The sequence below is a fragment of the Paenibacillus agaridevorans genome, from assembly GCF_018604145.1.
GTDB classification, from domain to species: Bacteria; Bacillota; Bacilli; order Paenibacillales; family Paenibacillaceae; genus Pristimantibacillus; species Pristimantibacillus agaridevorans.
Window position 1 is genome coordinate 9,011,942 of sequence record NZ_CP075889.1, and the last position, 18,507, is coordinate 9,030,448.

Sequence of the window (18,507 nt, forward strand, 5' to 3'; positions counted from 1 at the left end):
CGGACAATCCGGCAGGCTGCGAGTCAGTCAATTACGGCAGGAGAGGATGGACCTCATGAAAAAAAGATACGCGATTTGCGGAGTAAGCGGCAGAGCGCTCGGCATGTTCGCCAAGCCGATTCTGACCTTGTTCTCGGGAACATGCGAGCTGGTCGCTCTGCTCGATCCGGATCCCGCCCGCTTCGAATTGTTTCGCGAGCGATATCCGGAGCAAGCCGATATCGCCACGTACGGCGAAGCGGAATTCGAACGAATGGTCGCCGAGACGAAACCGGATGTCATCATTACCGCGGGCAGAGATGATACGCATGCCCGCTATATCATCGCGGCGCTTCGGCATGACCTGGATGTCATTACGGAGAAACCGATGGTGACGACAGGCAAGGACAGCCGCGGCGTGCTGGACGCCGAACGCGCCAGCAAAGGCAAGGTAACGGTGACCTTTAATTATCGTTATGCCCCGATTCATACCAAGATCAAGGAGATGGTGATGGAGGGCAAGCTGGGGCGCATTACATCCATCGATTTGAACTGGTATTTGGACACCTATCACGGCTCCAGCTACTTCAAGCGTTGGAACAGGGAACGCGAGCTGTCCGGCGGGCTTTCCATCCATAAGTGCACCCATCACTTCGATCTCGTCAATTGGTGGATCGACCAGAAGCCGCTAGAGGTGTTCGCGTACGGAGCTTTGAATTATTACGGCTCCGAAGGGGAAGGCAATCCCAGCCGGATCGATGGACGCCACTGCACGACCTGCGACGAGAGAGAAGCATGCGACTATTATTCGCGGTGGAACGCCAGAAGCAAGCATATACGCGTACCGGATGATCACTTGGACTCGCTGGATGCGGGAAAGCAGGCTTCGTTTCCTTACTCCGGTTATCGGCCGGATCGCTGCATATTCGACTCGGATATCGAGATTGAGGATACGTATGCGGCTGCAGTGAAATACGACCGCGGCGCGCTGCTTAGTTATTCGGTCAATTTCTCGCTCCCTTACGAGGGTTATCGTCTGGCGATCAACGGAACGAAAGGGCGAATAGAGACGCTGGAGTACCATATGCCGGGACGGACGCCGTTTCCGACGCCCGTGCAGACGATCGATTATTTCCCGTTGTTCGGCTCCAAGGAGACGATACACGTCGTGCATCGCGAAGGCGGGCATGGAGGGGGAGATCCGCTGCTGCTGGAGGATCTGTTCATGGGCGAGAGCGCTCGGAGACCTTACCGGATCTTGTCCGGGGCGGAGGATGGCGCTTATTCGGTAGCGACGGGCGAGGCGGTATGGCGCTCGGTCAAGGAGCATCGCAAGGTCGAGATCGCGGAAGTATTGGGATATAAGCAGGCAGTCGGCGCGGGACATTCGGAAGGAGGGAGTCGATGAGGAGCTATTCGGGCGCTTACTTCGACCGTCATGAAAGCATGGCGGCGGTTGCGGGATTCCACGACGTGCCGCATGTGCTGGAGACGATTGCGCAGCGGTACGTGGGCCAGCATCCTGCGCATGGCCCCGTGTACAGAGTGACAAGAGAAAGCGCGATACGCAAGCTGCCCAATCATCTGTACGACATGTCGGCAAGCAGCCTGTTCTCCGGCATGCGGCAAGGGCAATTTGTTTACGCATGGGCGAAGATATGGGCAGATGAAGCGCATGAGTTTATTTTCCATCTGCGATGTCTGGGACCCGTGCGTCTGTATCATAACGGCGGCAAGCAATTCGGCTCGGCGGCGGAAGAGACATCAGGCGGCGAAGATGCTCCAGCGGAAGAGGCTCAGCCTATTAAACGAAAGATAAAGCTCGCGCAAGGCTGGAATCACTTCGTTCTGGAGCTGGGAATGGATGCCGAAGGACGCTTCGGCGCGCAATTCGGTACCGGCAGCCGCAAAAACAAGCCCCTTCACTTCCTTGCTCCCTCCGAGGAGAGGGATGGCGAAGAAGGCTGGCTGTTTACCTCTCCGCTGGAAGAGAGGTTAGAGAGCATCCCTGCCGATTACCGGTCGGAGAGCGCCACCGGCGTACGGTGGCTGCCCGAAACAGGCGACGCAGGCAGAGAGGGCGAGTTGGCCGTTCTGTACGAATCCAGATACGAGGCGTTTCCGGGCTACTTCGCGTTCGCGTGGACATCGGTGGACAATGGTTCCGCAGGTTATGCGCGCGTAAGGTTATCCGGAACCGCGCATGGGCCGGTATATGTTCAGTGGCAAGGCGAGGAGCGGGTCGCGGCGGATGGGGCAGGCTCCTTCGTCATCGAGCTCGATGCCGCACCGGGGAGAAGCGACCTCATCTTCCGTTGCGTCTACGGTCCGCAAGGCTGGGGCTTTGCGATTGAAGCGTTCGAGGCTGTCGGCGCAGGTATAGAAGCAAGCGGGACCGCGGGCACGCAAAGGGCGAAAGCAAGGCTCGATGCACCTAAACGCGTAGCGGGCTTGAACGGCAGTTGGCTCTATCTGGGCCCGTTCGGTCCCGATGCCGAGGGGGATGCGCGACCTTATCTGGCCATGGATACGGTAGCCGCGGATGGCGACAGAAGTTTCTATTGGACGACCGGCGAGCCGGGTGCCTATGTCAGGCCTTTCCTGGAGAACGAGTTGTTCGGACGTTGGAATTATCCGCTGGGCGTAACGATGTTCGGGCTGCTGGAAACCAGCAGTCTGCTAGGGCGAAGCGATCTGGCCGATTATGTGGCTCGACATGCGGAATTCGCGACCTCGATGTACGATTATTCGCTATGGGATCGGAGGCGCTTCGGTGCGGCAGGCCTGAACAATCAGCTGTCGGATATCGACAGTCTGGACGATTGCGGCTCCTTCGGCGCGCTTGCGATTCTGGCCGGGGAACGCGTTCGGCCGCTCAAAGGATTGCGGCAAGCGTCGGATGACATCGCCGGCTATATCATGGATGAACAGGATCGCATGGAGGACGGCGCCCTGTATCGCCGAATCGGCGTCTCGCCAAGCATGCACAACACGATGTGGTGCGATGACATGTACATGAGCGTGCCGTTCCTGTGTCGATATGCAGCCCTGACCAACGATTGTCGTTATGTGGATGAAGCGGCGAGACAGCTGCTGTTATACCGGGACTACCTTTATATGCCGGAGCAGCGGATCATGTCGCATGTGTACGATGTGAGCCGCCGCGAGCCTTCGCGTACCGCTTGGGGCAGAGGCAACGGCTGGATTTTCTTCTCGTTGGCGACGCTGCTGGATGCTCTGCCGAAGGAGCATATCGATTATGCGCCAATTCTGGCGTTCTACCGCGAGCTCGCCGAAGGGTATAGCCGGCTGCAAGGGGAGCATGGCCTGTGGCATCAAGTGCTGACCGACCCCGAGTCGTACGAGGAGGCGTCGTGCACCTCGATGTTCATGTACGGCTTTGCCCTTGGCGTGCGGCATGGATGGCTGGAGCAGCCGGAGACATATGCGGCGGCGGCGAAGGCGGGCTGGCAAGGGTTGTGCGAAAGGGCGATCGACAAGCAAGGCAACTTGTACGGCGTTTGCAAGGGGTCCAGCTGGTCCTATCGGCACGCCTATTACAAACACGAGCTTGGCTGGAATTTGAACGATACGCATGGCATCGGCATCGTCTTGCTTGCCGGCATCGAGACTTACCGCATGATGCAGCAGAAGCAATCCCGCCTGCCCGCGGATGACGGCCCAGCTTAGAGCTGCGTATGTGTCCAGCGGAACGGATCGCGTTATAATGAAAGGATATTCGGCATAAGGTGGGAAGTTCCGTGTTGAAATCCATCAAAAAGCGGCTCATGTTCAATTGGGCGCATTCGCAAATCAGGCTGGTGCTGATCTTGACAGTATCCGTGTGCCTCATCATTCTGGCAGTCGGCCTCACGTCCTTCTATACCTCGAAGTCGGTGCTGCAGGAGGAACTGGGGGAGCTTCAGCAGCAAATGCTGCGGCTTAACATGGACGTCATCGACGAAGCGATCAGAGAAACCGATCAGGTCGCCATACAAGTCGCGCTCAGCGACCATATCTATTGGTTTCTGACCAGCGACAATCAGAATTCGTATCGGGATATTTCGCAATCCTATCAATTTTTGACCACGTTAATCAATAATTCGGCTTATATCAAAAGCATTTACGTCTACGACATCGAGAAGGACAGCTTTCTATCGATTCCGCAAGGTTTTGCTTCCAACAGCGCGACCTTCCTGGATTCGGCATGGACGGAGGTCGCCTCCGAGTTCGGCGATAAATCGATGCTGGTCAAGAAGCGGGAGCTGCCCCGGGGCGCTTCGGCCAACGGATCGGACATTACGTTGTTCCGCCAGGTTAAGATTCAAGGCAAGGTCCAGGGTATCGTGGCGATCAACCTCATGGACGAAGCTTTGTTCGCGAAGCTCAATCCTCCGGTCATGAACGACTTGAACCGAATGCGGTATATCGTCGACGAAGAGGATCAAATCTTGTATTCGGTTGCAAACCATGAATTCGACGAGGAAGCGGTGGAATTGGCGATCGCGGAGATGCAGGAGGACGGGAAGGGAGATATGTCGTACCAGAACCGTCAGCTGCTCGTTAACCAGATGGAGTCCAAGGTCGCAGGCTGGCGCTTCATCTCGATCGTCGAACAAGACAGCTTGCTTGCCCAGTCGAAGCGCATCGCGCAGGTCGTCTTCCTCGTATCGCTTGCCGCGCTTGCGCTCGGCAGCGCCGTCATTTATTACATCAATACCCAAGCACTGCGGCCGGTGCGCAGGCTGAGGCAGCTGTTCGGCGCCGTCGACGGCAAGACCGGGGAAGACGGCGGGATCGATCTGGAGAAGATCGCCGGAGAATTGCTCGGCAAGCATGCGCATCTGTCGCATTTGGTAAGGGATACGTTGTCAGAGGCCTCCTCCAAGCTGATGCTCGACCTCTATAACGGGAATGTGAGCGGCAAACGCGACATGGAGGAAAAGTGGCAGCGATATTTCTCCGAATGGACGTCGGCACCGATGACGGCGGCGATGTTGTCCATCGACCGTTACGGGGAGTGGTCGCGGGCAATGTCGGGAAGCGATCATTCGCTGCTGAAATTCGCCATGGCCAATATCGCGACCGAGCTGCTCGGGACGCAGTGGCGCATTGCCTGCGCCGACTTCGGCAAAGACAAGATGGCCATTCTGTTGCAGCCTCGATCCGAAGGACAGGAAGCCGAGCGCAAGCTGCTGGAGGTCGCCGAACAAATACCCCGATATTTGAAATTTTCCGTATCGGCCGGCGTCAGCCATCCGTTCGCCGACGTGACGCGGGTCAAGCAAGCGCTGCTGGAGGCGGACAACGCGCTGATGTATCGCTTATACCGGGGATATGGGCAAGTGATCTCCTTCCATGAGGTGTCGCAGCACGAAGTAGACGAGACGCAGGGGGAAGGCTTGACGATCGAGCGGGTCATTCAGGCGATCGAGGCCGGCAACGAGCAGGAAGCGCTGGAATCGATTACGGAAATGATGGAGCGGATTCGCGTCCGCAACGGGTATCCTTCGGAAGCGCTGACCGGACTGCAGGCCGCCGCCGGGCGGATCGACGAGCTTGCGACGGCGGAGGAACAAGGGAGCGAAGCTCTCCACGAGAGGTTCGGCACGCTTCATCTTGCCGATATTGAGCGGGAGTTCGCCGAACGGGTCAAACCCGTGGCCGAACGTTACGGCCGATTAGTCGAAAGCAAGGATTACGTCACCTGTCATCGCATGATCGAATACATGAAGCAGCATCTGGGCGAGCCGATCGGCATACCGGAAATTTCGGAGTCCGTAGGCATCAGCAGCAGCTTGGCAAGTCAAGTGTTTAAACAGGAGACGGGCGAGACGATCTACAACTATCTAACCAACTTGCGAATGGAGCGCGCGGCGGAGCTTCTCGCAAGAACGGACGACCGTCTGTCCGATATCGCGCAGATGGTCGGCTACCAGCACGAGAACAGCTTCATCCGCACGTTCCGCAAGTGCAAAGAGATAACGCCCGGCAAGTACCGGGACATGATGAGAACCCGGATGGATGCCGCTTCGAAGGAATAACGTCGGGCTTGGCATCCTCCGTGGGCAACGTTGAGGAGGGACAAGCGGTGAACAGACAACAGATCGTAATGCGGCATCAGCCCGAATTGACAAAGTGGGACCCGCTATCCCCTTTTTCGGTGGGGAATGGCGAATTCGCGTTCAGCGCCGACGTGACGGGTTTGCAGAGCTTTCCCGAGCAATACGAGGTGCCGCTGGGCACGCAATCGAATTGGGGCTGGCATTTCACGCATGGACGCGAGAAGTTTAAGGGGGCGGATGCGGCTCTCCAAACCTTCGACACGCACGGGCGGGAGGTCGGCTACCCGATGAAGCCGGGAGATCGCCCGGAGGCGTACCATTGGCTTAGGCAAAATCCGCATCGGCTGCAGCTGGGGCGACTCTCCTTCAGGCTGTTCAAGGAAGACGGGCAGGAGGCCGAAGCGGGGGACATAACGGATATTCATCAAACGATGAATCTATGGACAGGTATTCTCTCGAGCGAATTCGCGCTGCAAGGAGAGAAGGTTCTAGTCGAGACGGCTTGCCATGCCGCCATGGACACGATTGGCGTACGCGTGCGGTCGAACTTGATTGCGCAGGGCGGGCTTCAGGTGTTCGTGCGGTTCCCTGCTCCGGACATGACGCATACCTCCTGGGATAAGACGGTATTCCCGGACTTCGGCCATGAGGACAGGCATCGCACGGAGCTGCTGGAATCGACGGCGGATGGGGCGTTGATAAGCAGGAGCATGGATGAGGATGGTTATCGCGTGGCCTGGTCCTGGTCGGCCGGCAAGCTGCAACAGACCGGTGTCCACGAATGGACGCTGCAGCCGGAGAAGACGCCGGGAGAACTAACGTTTGCGGTAGGGTTCGCGCCCGAGCATGCCCGAACAGCCGATTTCGGTTCCATTATCGAGGCCAGCGAGCGGCATTGGGCGTCGTTCTGGCAGAACGGCGCCGCGATCGACTTCGCCGGAAGCGCGGATCCGCGCGCGCACGAGCTGGAACGGCGAGTCGTCTTGTCCCAGTTCTTGTGCGCCATGCACAGCGGCGGGTCTATTCCCCCGCAGGAGACCGGGCTGATGTATAACAGCTGGTTCGGCAAAGCCCATCTGGAGATGCACTGGTGGCATGCGTCGCACTTCCCGCTGTGGGGCCGAGAGCGGCTGCTGCTTAACAGCATGGATTGGTACACGGACATTCTGCCGATTGCCGAAGAGCTGGCAAGATCTCAAGGCTATGAGGGCGCGCGTTGGCCCAAGATGGTCGGTTTCGACGGCAAGCCGTGTCCGTCCCCGGTCGCGCCCGGCTTGATCTGGCAGCAGCCGCATCCCATCGCGCTGGCGGAGATGCTGTATCTCGCCGACCCGACGCCGGATACGCTGGCGCGGTTCCGCTCCGTCGTGTTCGAAACGGCGACATTCATGGTGTCGTTCGCCCATTGGAACGAGGACACGAAGGCGTATGACTTAGGACCGCCGCTCATCCCGGCGCAGGAATGCCACCGTCTGCAGGACAGCAAGAATCCGCCGTATGAAGTGGAGTATTGGAAATATGGGCTGGAGACGGCCGTCCGCTGGGCGGAGCGGCTTAATGAAACGCCGGATCCTTCGTGGGCGAAGGTAGCCGGCGCGATGGCGCCATTGCCGGAGAAGGACGGCCTGTATTTGGCTCATGAGAATTGCCCGGACACCTTCGAGGCGAAAAATCATGATCACCCTTCGATGCTTGGCGCGATGGGGCTGCTTCCCGGCACGCTGGTCGACCGGGAGACGATGCTTGGCACGCTGCTGAAGGTCAAGGCGTGCTGGCAATGGGATACGGCCTGGGGCTGGGACTTCCCGATGTGCGCCATGACGGCCGCTCGCCTGGGCGAGCCTGAACTGGCGGTCGACTTCTTGCTGCTGGACGCGACCAAAAATACGTATTTGACGAACGGGCACAATTATCAACGTCCAGGCTTATCCGCCTACTTGCCGGGCAATGGCGGGCTGTTGACGGCTGTCGCGATGATGGCGGCAGGCTGGCAAGGGGAACACGGGGAAGGGAAACGCGCGGAAGCGCTGCCGGAGAACCCGGGGTTTCCGCAGGACGGAAGCTGGTCCGTGAAGTGGGAAGGGCTTAAGCCCTGGCTATAAAGAGCGGCGTGTCATTCAGAACGGGAGGAGATCGATCGATGACAGGGAGCGAAATAACCGGCAAAGGAAAGCGGTGGCCTTCGGAGCGCAAGACGTCCGTGGATCGTCTGACGGGGCTTGAAGTGACGCAGCTGACGGATTATAAGGCGCATAGCCATCATTTATATTTTACGGAGAATGGCTGGTATGATCGGGAACGGAGATTGCTCTTCGTATCCGACAGGGGGAATAGCACGAATCTGTACAGCATGTACGTAGAGAGCGGCGAGATCACGCAGTTGACCGAATATGAGAAGAATGACGCGCTGGATGCTTGTCTGCTGCCTGACGGAAGCGCCGCGTTCGTGAAGTTGGGGAGCAGGCTGATCCGCCTTGATCTGTCCACTCTGGAGGAACGGGTGGTGTACGAGGCGCCGGCAGGCTACCATCTGGGAAACGCGAGCTCGACCTCGGACAGCCGGCATGTGCTGACTTGCGTGCAGGAGGATTTGTCGCATCGGATTCGTCTTGATCTCGGCAATGGATACGTAGGCCACCGGGAACTGATGGAAGCGGCGCCCCACAGCATGATCGTGCGGATCGATGCCGACAGCGGCGAGGCCGAGAAGGTGTACGAGGCGAATAAGTTTATTACGCATATTAATGCTTCGACTACGGAGCCATGGCTCATGACGTTTTGTCATGAAGGGCCGTGGCATCTGGTGGACCACAGGATTTGGGGGCTGGATCTGCGGACTGGCGGAGCTTGGCGAATTCGAGAGAGACTGGAGACCGGCGAGAAAGTAGGGCATGAATTTTTTTATCCCGACGGGACAATGATCGGCTATCATGGCTTTCGCGCCGACGGAACCAACTTCTTCGGCAGCATTCGTTATGACAATACCGGGATGGAGGAAACCGAGTTCGGCTTCGACACTTGGCACGGGTATGCCGACGGGCTGGGGCAGGCCGTCGTGGATGGCAAAGGCGCGGTCAAGAGTCTCAGTCTGTGGCGTAAGCAGAATGGCAAGTACGAGGGCCCCCGCATGCTCTGCGAGCTCCGGTGCAGCTTCCACTCGCAGAAGGTGCATGCCCATCCACGCTTCGACGAGCGGGGGAAGAGATTGTTGTTCACGAGCGACAAGAACGGTTACGCCAATCTGTATTTAATCGATATTCCGGAGCGTTTCGAGGAGCTTCCTATATTCCGGCCATAGAGACGAGGAGGATGTGAAGATGAAGGCTGCGACGCGGATTCATAGCGGGACGAACATGTCCGGCAAGATCGCCGAGACGATTCTTGCGCTCACCGACGAGCATGGTTATCACCCGCAAATCGCGAACAAATGGGGATATGTGTCCGGCATGGCGCTGCTTGCGATCAGCTGGGCGGGCGACTGGACGGGCAAGGACAGCTATCAGCCGTTCGTCAAGCGCCAGATGGACGCGTTCATTCAGGACGATGGCGCGATCGGCGGTTTCTTCCGGTTGGAGGATTACAACCTGGATCATATCAACAAAGGCAAAAACGTGCTGCGCTTGTGGCGGGAGACCGGCGAAGAGAAATACCAAAAGGCAGCCAGCCTGTTGATTACGCAGTTGATCGGTCAGCCGCGGACGGAAGAAGGCGGCTACTGGCATAAAAAAATATATCCGTTCCAAATGTGGCTGGACGGCTTGTACATGTCATCGCCTTATATGGCGGAATATGCGGCGACGTTCCAGAAGAACGAATGGTTCGACGAAGCGGCGAAGCAATTGCTGCTCGTCGAGAAGCGGACGCGCAACCCGCTGAACGGGCTGCTGCATCATGCTTGGGACGAGAGCCGCGAGCAGCGGTGGTGCGACGGAACGACGGGACGTTCGCGCTACGTATGGGGAAGAGCGATGGGCTGGTACGCCATGGCGCTCGTGGATTCGCTGGAGCACTTCCCAGCCGATCATCCGAAGCGAGGCCAATTGATGGGCATCTTCGAACGCATGTGCAATGCGGTGCTTCGGGTGCAGGATCAGCAAAGCGGCGTCTGGTATCAACTTATGGACTGCAATGGCCGCGAAGGCAACTATCTGGAGGCGTCCGGCTCTTGTATGCTGACGTATGCGATGGCTAAGGGGATCAGGCTTGGCTACCTTGCGGAGATCGATCGCGGGGCGGTGGAGCGCGCTTATGAGGGCATATTGGACCGGTTCGCCACGGAGGACGAGAAGGGCGTGCATCTGCATGGCATCTGCCACGGCGCCGGGCTTGGCGGCCGCAAGTACCGCGACGGCTCCTACGAATATTACATGAGCGAAGCGGTCGTCAGCGATGCGCTTATGGGGGTAGCGCCGTTCTTGCTCGCCAGTATCGAAATCGAGAGGCTGCGAGAGGAAGCGGGCGAGCTTGAGTAGATCTGAGGACATGTTGATCCTGCGCTATCCGGCCTCCTGGTGGCGCAACATGTGGCGAGAGGCGCTGCCGTCCGGCAACGGCGTTATCGGGGCATCCGTATTCGGCGGCGTAAAGGAAGAGACCGTATTGCTGAACCATGCCAAGTTATGGCACTGGGGGCAGAAGGACGAACTGCCGGATGTCAGTCACGTCTTGTCCCGGACAAGAGCGATGATGGATGCGGGGCGGTATAACGAGGCGAGCTGGCTGCTCGCGAACGCCCTGAAGGAGAGCGGGTACGGAACGAAGCTGGCGTCGCGTTTCCCCCTTGCGGCCATTCGTCTCGACATGTCTTGCGGCAGCGCCTTCCGCTCCTATCGGCGTACGCTGGCTATGGATAGCGGGGAAGTCCATGTCGGATGGACGGATGGGCCGATCCGCTTCCAACGCCGCTTGTTCGTTTCGCGCGCCGACAATGCCGTCGTTTACGAGATTGGATCGGACGGACAATCGTCGGTTTCCGGCGAGATCGGCCTTGTCTTGCATCCCAGCGACCGCTGGGCGGATACGCCGGAATTCAAGGAGCTGGAGAAGTCCGTGGAGACGGGGGCGTCCGCTTGGGAGGCTGCCTCTCTTGCAGGGGATAATGAAGGCAAACATGAGTCGGACTGGCTTTGCGGCTTGGAAGGCCGCGAGGCGACTGAAGGCGCCGCGGGGTTTGCGTGGTTCGCCGCAACCAATGACGACGGGCTTGACTTCGGTGCGGTGATGTTCATCAAGTCCCAGGGCGGCATCATACGGGCAAGAAACGGCATGCTTATTATCGAAGGCGCCTCGAGCGTTCTGGCTGTAGTGCGCGTATTCGTCAAAGGCGAACGGGGACGCGACTGGGACAGACTTCGGAGGGAGCTGTCCGTCCTTATGTCCGATGTTACCTATGAGCAACTGCTGGAACGTCATACCGCGCTGCATCGGCCTTTGTACCGCTCCGCCGCTCTGGAGCTTGGGGACGAGGGGCGGGCGGATTCTCTTAGCGGGCGTCGGATACGAGAGGATATGTCAAATGAAAGATTGCTCCTTGATGCGTACGAAGGAGAAGCCCCGTTATCCCTTGTTCGCCGAATGTGGGCATATGGCCGTTATCTGTTCATTAGCGGAACGGACGCTTCCCCGGAAGCCGAGCCGTTCGGACTTTACGGTCTGTGGGGGGGCGATTACCGGCTCGTGTGGAGTCATAACATGGCCAACGAGAATGTCCAGATGATGTATTGGCATGCTCAAGTAGGCGGGCTTGGCGAATTGACCCCCGCTCTCTTCCGCTATTACGAAGAGCTGATGGACGATTTCAAGGGCAACGCCCAAAAACTGTATGGCTGCGAAGGGATCTACATTCCCGCAGGGACGACGCCGGGGATCGGGGTGCCCAACCAGATCGTGCCCGTCATTCTGAATTGGACGGGAGCTGCCGGCTGGCTTGCCCGTCATTACGTCGAGCATTACCGGTTCTCGGGCGATCCGGATTTCCTGCGGGGGCAGCTCATCCCGTTCCTGCGGGAAGCGGTTCGTTTCTATGAAGACTTCCTTGTGACCGGCGATGACGGATTGTATCGCATCTATCCATCCGTCTCTCCGGAGAATACGCCGCTTAACTTTATGCCGACGGAAGGCGTGGCGCTTGCGCATCCCATGCCCACTACGATTAATGCAACGATGGATGTCGCCATCTTGAAGGAGCTGCTTGGCAATCTTCTTGCGGTTTCTCGTCAGTCCGGCACGGCGACAAGGGCTGAGCATGAGAAGTGGAAGGGCATGCTCGATAAGCTTCCCGCATATCTCGTCAATGAGGACGGCGCCGTTCGGGAGTGGATCCACCCCGACTTTGACGACCGGTACGCGCATCGGCATCTATCCCACCTGTATCCGGTGTTTCCGGGCCAGGAAGTGTCTGGGGAGAGCGACCCGGAGCTATTCGAAGCCTTCAAGACAGCCGTTCGCAATCGCGAGCTGGGAGCGCAGAGCGGATGGTCGCTTGCGCATATGGCTTCGATTTATGCAAGGCTCGGCAATGGCGAGAGCGCAGTCGAGTGTCTGGATATTCTCGCACGTTCGAGCCTGCTGCCCAATTTGTTCACGCTTCACAATGACTGGAGAGGCATGGGCGTCTCCTTGAACATGGCTGCTGCCCCGGTGCAGCTTGATGCGAATATGGGGTGGGTGAACGCCGTGCAGGAGATGTTATTGCAGGTAGCGCCCGGCTTCGTTAAGCTGCTTCCCGCGCTGCCGGAGCGGTGGACGCGCGGCAAGATTTCGGGCTGGCGGTTCCATACGGGAGAGGTAGCCATGGAATGGGATCGTGAACGGGGACGTTTCCTTGCCGTGCTGTTGGCGGAGCGAGAAACGGAACTCGTCGTCAAAGTGCCTGAATGGGTCGGCGGGGTCCAGGTGACCGGAGGAGAATTCGGGTCGTGCGAGCTCGGAAGGTCGTACCGTACTTTGCGGCTGGAAACGGGAATGTCGGCGAGGTTTGAGATGGTGAATAAAGAGAACGGATAAGCAGGCTAACAGACTTCGAGTACATCGCCAGTGTGGCGATGTACTTCTTTATATAAGAAAACCCCCAGTTCGACTGGGGGTTCAGGAAAGCTATCATGACGTTGAATAAACGCCCAATCCATTGTGCCAACTTCGTCGTGTAGCAAATAAAACAAGACGCCAAACGAGCGAGCATCCGTACTCTGCCGATACTGCCAAGCGAGCACAACGGTGTTGTGGTGTGGTTTACAAGCAAATCGTACGAGCGGTTTTGGAACTCTTTTTGCAAACGCAATAGTGACTTTGCGCACTGATAAGCAATACTGTGGAGTAAAGTTCTTTACTATTAAGGGACCTGGCCTGTGCCTTCCGGTACAGGCTATTTAGCGATGTCTTTAGCAGCCCTCAAGCTGTCAGCCATTCCCGGCATTGCTCAACCTCTCGATAATCAGCAGACAGCCTCTGAGTAATCATTACATGCCTTAATGAGAAACAAAAATCGCACAGAAAGACCTCAAGATATTTAAGGCTCCTACTTGCGAACAAGCAGTATATTATAACTATCAACAAGAAAGAGGGGGAGCCATGAAAGTAACGTCTGCTGCCGTAGGAACGGATCAAGCGCCTGCAGCCAAAGAGGCTTTCTACCAGACCAAGCGGTTTCGGCAAAATATTCCGTTGTTTGCCATGCTTATACCGGGGGTGCTTTATTATCTGATCTTCCGCTATGCGCCTATGGGCGGTCTTGTCATTGCCTTCAAGGACTACAATTTTCACGATGGCATATGGTCAAGTCCGTGGGTGGGGTGGAAATATTTTGAGGTTTTATTTCAGTCTAACGTTACACTGCAGATTATCTGGAACACCCTTAACTTAAGTGTTCTGAATCTGGTGTTCGGGTTTCCTGCGCCGATTATTATCGCCATTGCCTTGAATGAGGTGCGGAAGACTTGGCTAAAGCGCTGGATTCAAACGGTTATTTATTTGCCTCATTTTTTGTCCTGGGTTATCGTTGCTGGCATTGTCCTGACCCTGTTCTCCATCGAAGGCGGTACCGTTAACAAGCTGCTGGGTCAATGGGGATGGGAGCCGGTGCCTTTCCTGTACCGAGCGGACTCATGGATCGCCATCTTTATCGGCTCCGGCATGTGGAAGGAGATGGGCTTCAGCGCTATTATTTACCTCGCCGCTCTCTCCAGCATTGACCCCAGTCTGTACGAATCCGCGGGGATGGATGGAGCAGGGAAGCTGAGACAGATTTGGCATATCACCCTGCCGGGCATCCGACCTACGATTATTCTTCTGCTGATTCTGGGAGTAGGTCGTCTGATGGAAGTAGGATTCGATCAAGTGTACAACTTACAAAATCCTACTGTATTGGAGAAGGCGGAGGTTATCAGCACCTATGTGTATAAGGTGGGTCTGCAGCAGGCTCAATTTAGTCTGACCACGGCCATGGGGTTATTTGAGTCTTTTGTTGGACTGGTGCTAGTGTTGTCGGCCAATGCATTGGCCCGTAAATTCGATCAGGGATTATTCTGAAGAAAGGAGGCTGCGCTTGAGGGAATCCATAGGCGGTAAATTTTTTGTAACCTTTATTCACATCATTTTGATTCTCATATCGCTCACCTGCATCTTGCCTTTTTTACATCTGGTTGCGTTGTCCGTAAGCTCAGGGCATGCGGTTGATCTGGGTCAGGTCTTGTTCTGGCCGGTAGGACTTGATTTCACCGTTTACAATTACTTTTTCGAGAATACGCCAGCTTTGCGCGCCTTTACCAACAGCGTGATCATTACCTTGGGAGGAACGGTCTTGAGCATGTTGGCTACGGTGCTGACGGCCTATCCTTTATCCCGACGGCACCTCTACGCCCGCAAGCCGATCACAATGGCTGCATTATTCACCATGCTCTTCGGCGGAGGCATGATCCCGACATACCTGGTCATGAATAGCCTGCATTTAATCAATACGTATTGGGCCCTTTGGTTTGCCGGGCTAATCAGCACCTATAATATGTTAATTATGAAAAGCTATTTTGAGAGCGTTCCGGGAGAAGTGGCCGAATCCGCCCAGATTGACGGCTGCGGCGAGGTTCGACTGCTCCTGCGCATCATACTTCCCTTGTCTCTTCCTATGCTGGCTACGCTGACGTTATTTTACGGGGTTGGCTACTGGAATATGTTTATGAGCGTCATTCTTTACATTAATGAGACGAGTTTGCAGAATCTGACCGTTGTCGTTCAGGGGATGCTGCAAATTCAGGGGAACTTCAACATGGCGGCCATGGATATGATGCAGCAACAGGAAATGGTATCCGAAAAACTGAAGGCGGTAGGGGTTGTGGTGATGGTCGTGCCCATGCTGGCGGTATACCCCTTCCTGCAAAAATATTTTGTCAAAGGCATTATGCTTGGCTCTATTAAGGGTTAGCGGCAACAAGGAAATTCATTATATATTGAGGGGGATTCCACATGTTTGGACAAACATTCACACCAAGAATGAAGTTCGCGTTGGCACTGGGGTTGTCCGCGGTTATGGCAGCAGGGGCAGTCGGTTGCAGCCAAGCGGAAACAGGATCAAAGGGGAAGAGCGAAAAAAAAGCTACAATTACCGTCTCCAACTATGACAGGGGAAATATTCCCGCAGCGGAGGGAACGGTTGAGGAGAACCGTTGGACCAAGTGGATCAATGAGCGTTCTCCTGTTACGGTCAAGTTCGTGCCGGTGGCACGGGCAGAGGCGGTCAGGAAGCTGAATGTGATGTTCGCATCGGGCAGTGCGCCGGATATTGTCAATGATTATGATACGGGGTTCCGGAATTCCCTGTATCAGCAGAAGCAATTATTGCCTCTGGACGATTATTTGCAATATGCGCCTGAATACCAGAAGCTGTTGGAGAAGTACCCCCAGCTTCGCAAAGTAGGCACTAAGCCGGACGGCAAGCTGTACGAAATCGGTAAAATCAATGAGCCTCATCTGCAAAGTGTAGCCTTTATTCGAATGGATTGGCTGAAAAAGCTGGGTCTGGAGGTTCCGAGAACGACCGACGAATTGCTTGATGTTCTGAGAGCATTCGTGGAGCAGGATCCTGACGGCAATGGGAAGAAGGATACTTATGGAACCAATATGAGCTACACCTCGGGCGGAATGATAGATTCGATGTTCGGCTCGTATGGGTGGAAACTCTCCGATGATGATACAATTGTTAGAACTTGGGACAACACGCTGGAGTCCCTTAAATTTAAGAAGACATTATTTGAGGAAGGGCTTATCGATAAGGATTACCTCGCGGACAAGAATGGAGCTAAAGCCAAGCAGGATTATCTGAACGGTAAAATAGGCGTGTTCCTTCCCCCTGCTATCACTAACTGGTTTGAGAATACGGTAACGGACATTCAAACGCTCCGCAAGGTTGTTCCGGAGGCGGAGATCGCGCCGATGGAGCAGCCCAGGTCTTCCATGGGGCAATTCGTTCATCATGTGGTTAATCCGGTTCAAATGACCACGGTGATCAATGCTGCGGCCAAAGACCCCAAGGCCGCGATGGAATATATTAATTTCATCATCAAACCGGAGAACGCTCTGATTCTGAAGAAAGGAATTGAGGGAGAGCATTGGAGAGAAGGCGAGGACGGTTTTCCAAAGGTTATCGATCCTGAGAAGAACGCCAAGGAGCTGGACTGGGCTATGGACTATTCCATGTTCTATTCGATCCCTGAGAATCCGCTTCTGATTTCCACCACTGCGTTCGACGTGAGCGATCCCGACCAGAAGGCCGGTCTGGAAATGTTGAATAAAGCAGACGAGTTTCTGCTTAATCCCGAAGCTCAATATCCTGCGTTAAGCCACTATGAGCATATGCCTTCTCTGCCGAGCGAGCTGGTAGTGATCAATACCAATATCGACAAAGAAATCCAGGACATCTATGCCAAAGGCATTATTGGCGGGGCTCAATATACAGCTGAGCAAGCGGTTGCAGATGCGAAAGCTGCTTGGGAGAAAGGCGGCGGCAAGCAGATTGAGGAATTTATGAACACTTGGTATAAGGAAAACAAGGAGATCGCTTTCCTTGGCAAGGATATCTTGGAGTTGGTTCGCTCCCAGCACTAGCAAAGGGTGCAGGATCTGGAATATAAGATGAATGCGAGCCTAGTTCGAACATGATCGAGCTAGGTTTGCTTTCGGAACGTTGTATATGAGAAGGAGTAGATGAATCGTGACCAATGAAATACTGCTTCAAAAAATCTCGCGGGTAGTGGACAGGCTTATGAATTTGGGCGGCAGCGATTATGAAAAGGATAAAACCGTGGATCAAGCCGATACAAGAGTAGGGATTGTCCAACGAGATTTCGGAATAGAAGAATGGGACTGGCCTCAGGGTGTCGGTCTTTATGGTTTGTACAAGCTGCAAGAATATTACTGTGATCGCCGTTATATGGCGTTTTTTCAAGGATGGTATTCCCGCAATCTGGAGGTGGGTCTGCCGTCCAAAAATATTAATACGACAGCTCCCTATCTGGCTTTGGTTCATCTTCTGGATCAACTGGAGCCCTCCAGCCAACTGGAACAGTTATGCCAAGATCATGCGAACTGGCTTATTCATGAGCTGCCCAAAACGAAAGAAGGCGGCTTCCAGCATACAGTCACGGCCATTGGCAATCGGGATGGAGTTCACTTGCATAATGGGCAGTTATGGATTGATACGCTCTTTATGGCGGTTCTGTTCCTGAACCAAGCCGGTCGCAAGTTCAATCGACCGGAATGGGAACAGGAAGCCGTTCATCAGATTCTGCTTCATATCAAGTACTTGTACGACAAACATAGCGGACTGTTCTTCCACGGCTGGAGTTTCGAGCGTAATGATAATTTCGGCAGCATCTTCTGGTGCCGCGGCAATTCCTGGTTCACCTACGGCCTCGTCGATTACCTGGAAACTTGCAAGGATACGATTCATCCGGGTGTCCGGGACTTTCTGATTGATACGTACAAGGCGCAGGTTAATGCCCTGGTTCCGCTTCAAGCGGCTTCCGGTCTCTGGCACACCGTACTGCGCGATCCCGACAGCTATGAAGAGGTATCCGGGTCGGCTGCCATTGGCGCGGGTATCCTGAAAGGCATGAAAATCGGCATTCTGGATTCCTCCTATGAAGCTGTTGCGAACAAAGCTATCCAGGCGGTGTGTCAAAATATTAGCGAGGATGGAACCGTGCTGAATGTGTCGGCTGGAACCGGTATGGGAATGGATAGCGAACATTATAAGAACATCACGATCATGCCGATGGCATACGGACAATCCCTTGCTCTTATTGCCTTGTATGAGGCTTTAAAATAATATAAATATAATATGAAACTGGGGGGAGGGAGCCGACTGCATCCGAAGAGCTGTCTGGGGTATTTAGCCGGAAAAATAAAGGGCAGCTTCAAGATCAAGCTGATCGTCCTGCTCTCGTGTATGGTAACACTTTCCTTTGCCTTGGCA

Annotated in this window: 11 protein-coding genes and 1 pseudogene; 11 read left to right on the top strand and 1 reads right to left on the bottom strand. The window is 55.5% G+C overall.

Translation table 11 applies throughout. The annotated features are described in order from the left end of the window. The first annotated feature begins 55 nt into the window (after positions 1 to 55). From KJW29_RS35770 to KJW29_RS35800, 7 genes are all read left to right on the top strand, one after another. Positions 56 to 1,387: a Gfo/Idh/MocA family protein gene (locus KJW29_RS35770; protein WP_214628254.1), complete on the top strand. Its 1,332-nt coding sequence runs from the start codon at positions 56 to 58 to the stop codon at positions 1,385 to 1,387. Continuing rightward, positions 1,384 to 3,669 (top strand): glycoside hydrolase family 88/105 protein, encoded by a 2,286-nt coding sequence (locus KJW29_RS35775; RefSeq protein WP_214628255.1) that lies wholly within the window; start codon positions 1,384 to 1,386, stop codon positions 3,667 to 3,669. The genes KJW29_RS35770 and KJW29_RS35775 overlap by 4 nt, the downstream gene beginning before the upstream one ends. A 71-nt stretch (positions 3,670 to 3,740) precedes the next feature. Continuing rightward, positions 3,741 to 6,023 (top strand): AraC family transcriptional regulator, encoded by a 2,283-nt coding sequence (locus KJW29_RS35780; protein ID WP_214628256.1) that lies wholly within the window; start codon positions 3,741 to 3,743, stop codon positions 6,021 to 6,023. Positions 6,024 to 6,091: 68 nt separating this feature from the next. Beyond that, on the top strand, positions 6,092 to 8,146 hold the full coding sequence (locus KJW29_RS35785; protein WP_214631453.1) for a glycoside hydrolase family 65: 2,055 nt from the start codon (positions 6,092 to 6,094) through the stop codon (positions 8,144 to 8,146). A gap of 38 nt (positions 8,147 to 8,184) precedes the next feature. Beyond that, a complete protein-coding gene (locus tag KJW29_RS35790) occupies positions 8,185 to 9,342 on the top strand; it encodes an oligogalacturonate lyase family protein (protein WP_214628257.1) in 1,158 nt (385 codons plus the stop codon). Between the two features lie 19 nt (positions 9,343 to 9,361). Then, complete coding sequence (locus KJW29_RS35795) at positions 9,362 to 10,516, top strand: glycoside hydrolase family 88/105 protein (protein WP_214628258.1); 1,155 nt, start codon at positions 9,362 to 9,364, stop codon at positions 10,514 to 10,516. After that, positions 10,509 to 13,049 carry a glycosyl hydrolase family 95 catalytic domain-containing protein gene (locus KJW29_RS35800; RefSeq protein ID WP_246608513.1) on the top strand — a complete coding sequence of 847 codons (2,541 nt, stop codon included), beginning with the start codon at positions 10,509 to 10,511 and terminating at the stop codon, positions 13,047 to 13,049. The genes KJW29_RS35795 and KJW29_RS35800 overlap by 8 nt, the downstream gene beginning before the upstream one ends. A 110-nt stretch (positions 13,050 to 13,159) precedes the next feature. Here KJW29_RS35800 and KJW29_RS37000 read toward each other — a convergent pair. Then, a pseudogene (locus KJW29_RS37000) lies at positions 13,160 to 13,350 on the bottom strand (IS4 family transposase); the annotation flags it as partial. Positions 13,351 to 13,613: 263 nt separating this feature from the next. On the opposite strand from KJW29_RS37000, the gene KJW29_RS35805 reads away from it, so the two are divergent. From KJW29_RS35805 to KJW29_RS35820, 4 genes are all read left to right on the top strand, one after another. Then, complete coding sequence (locus KJW29_RS35805; RefSeq protein ID WP_187104268.1) at positions 13,614 to 14,570, top strand: ABC transporter permease; 957 nt, start codon at positions 13,614 to 13,616, stop codon at positions 14,568 to 14,570. A 16-nt stretch (positions 14,571 to 14,586) separates the two neighbouring features. After that, positions 14,587 to 15,459 carry a carbohydrate ABC transporter permease gene (locus KJW29_RS35810; protein ID WP_246608514.1) on the top strand — a complete coding sequence of 291 codons (873 nt, stop codon included), beginning with the start codon at positions 14,587 to 14,589 and terminating at the stop codon, positions 15,457 to 15,459. 41 nt (positions 15,460 to 15,500) lie between these two features. Beyond that, entirely contained in the window at positions 15,501 to 17,138 is a 1,638-nt protein-coding gene (locus tag KJW29_RS35815; protein ID WP_214628260.1) for an extracellular solute-binding protein, read from the top strand. A gap of 106 nt (positions 17,139 to 17,244) precedes the next feature. After that, on the top strand, positions 17,245 to 18,360 hold the full coding sequence (locus tag KJW29_RS35820; RefSeq protein WP_246608515.1) for a glycoside hydrolase family 88/105 protein: 1,116 nt from the start codon (positions 17,245 to 17,247) through the stop codon (positions 18,358 to 18,360). The last annotated feature ends 147 nt before the right edge of the window (positions 18,361 to 18,507 follow it).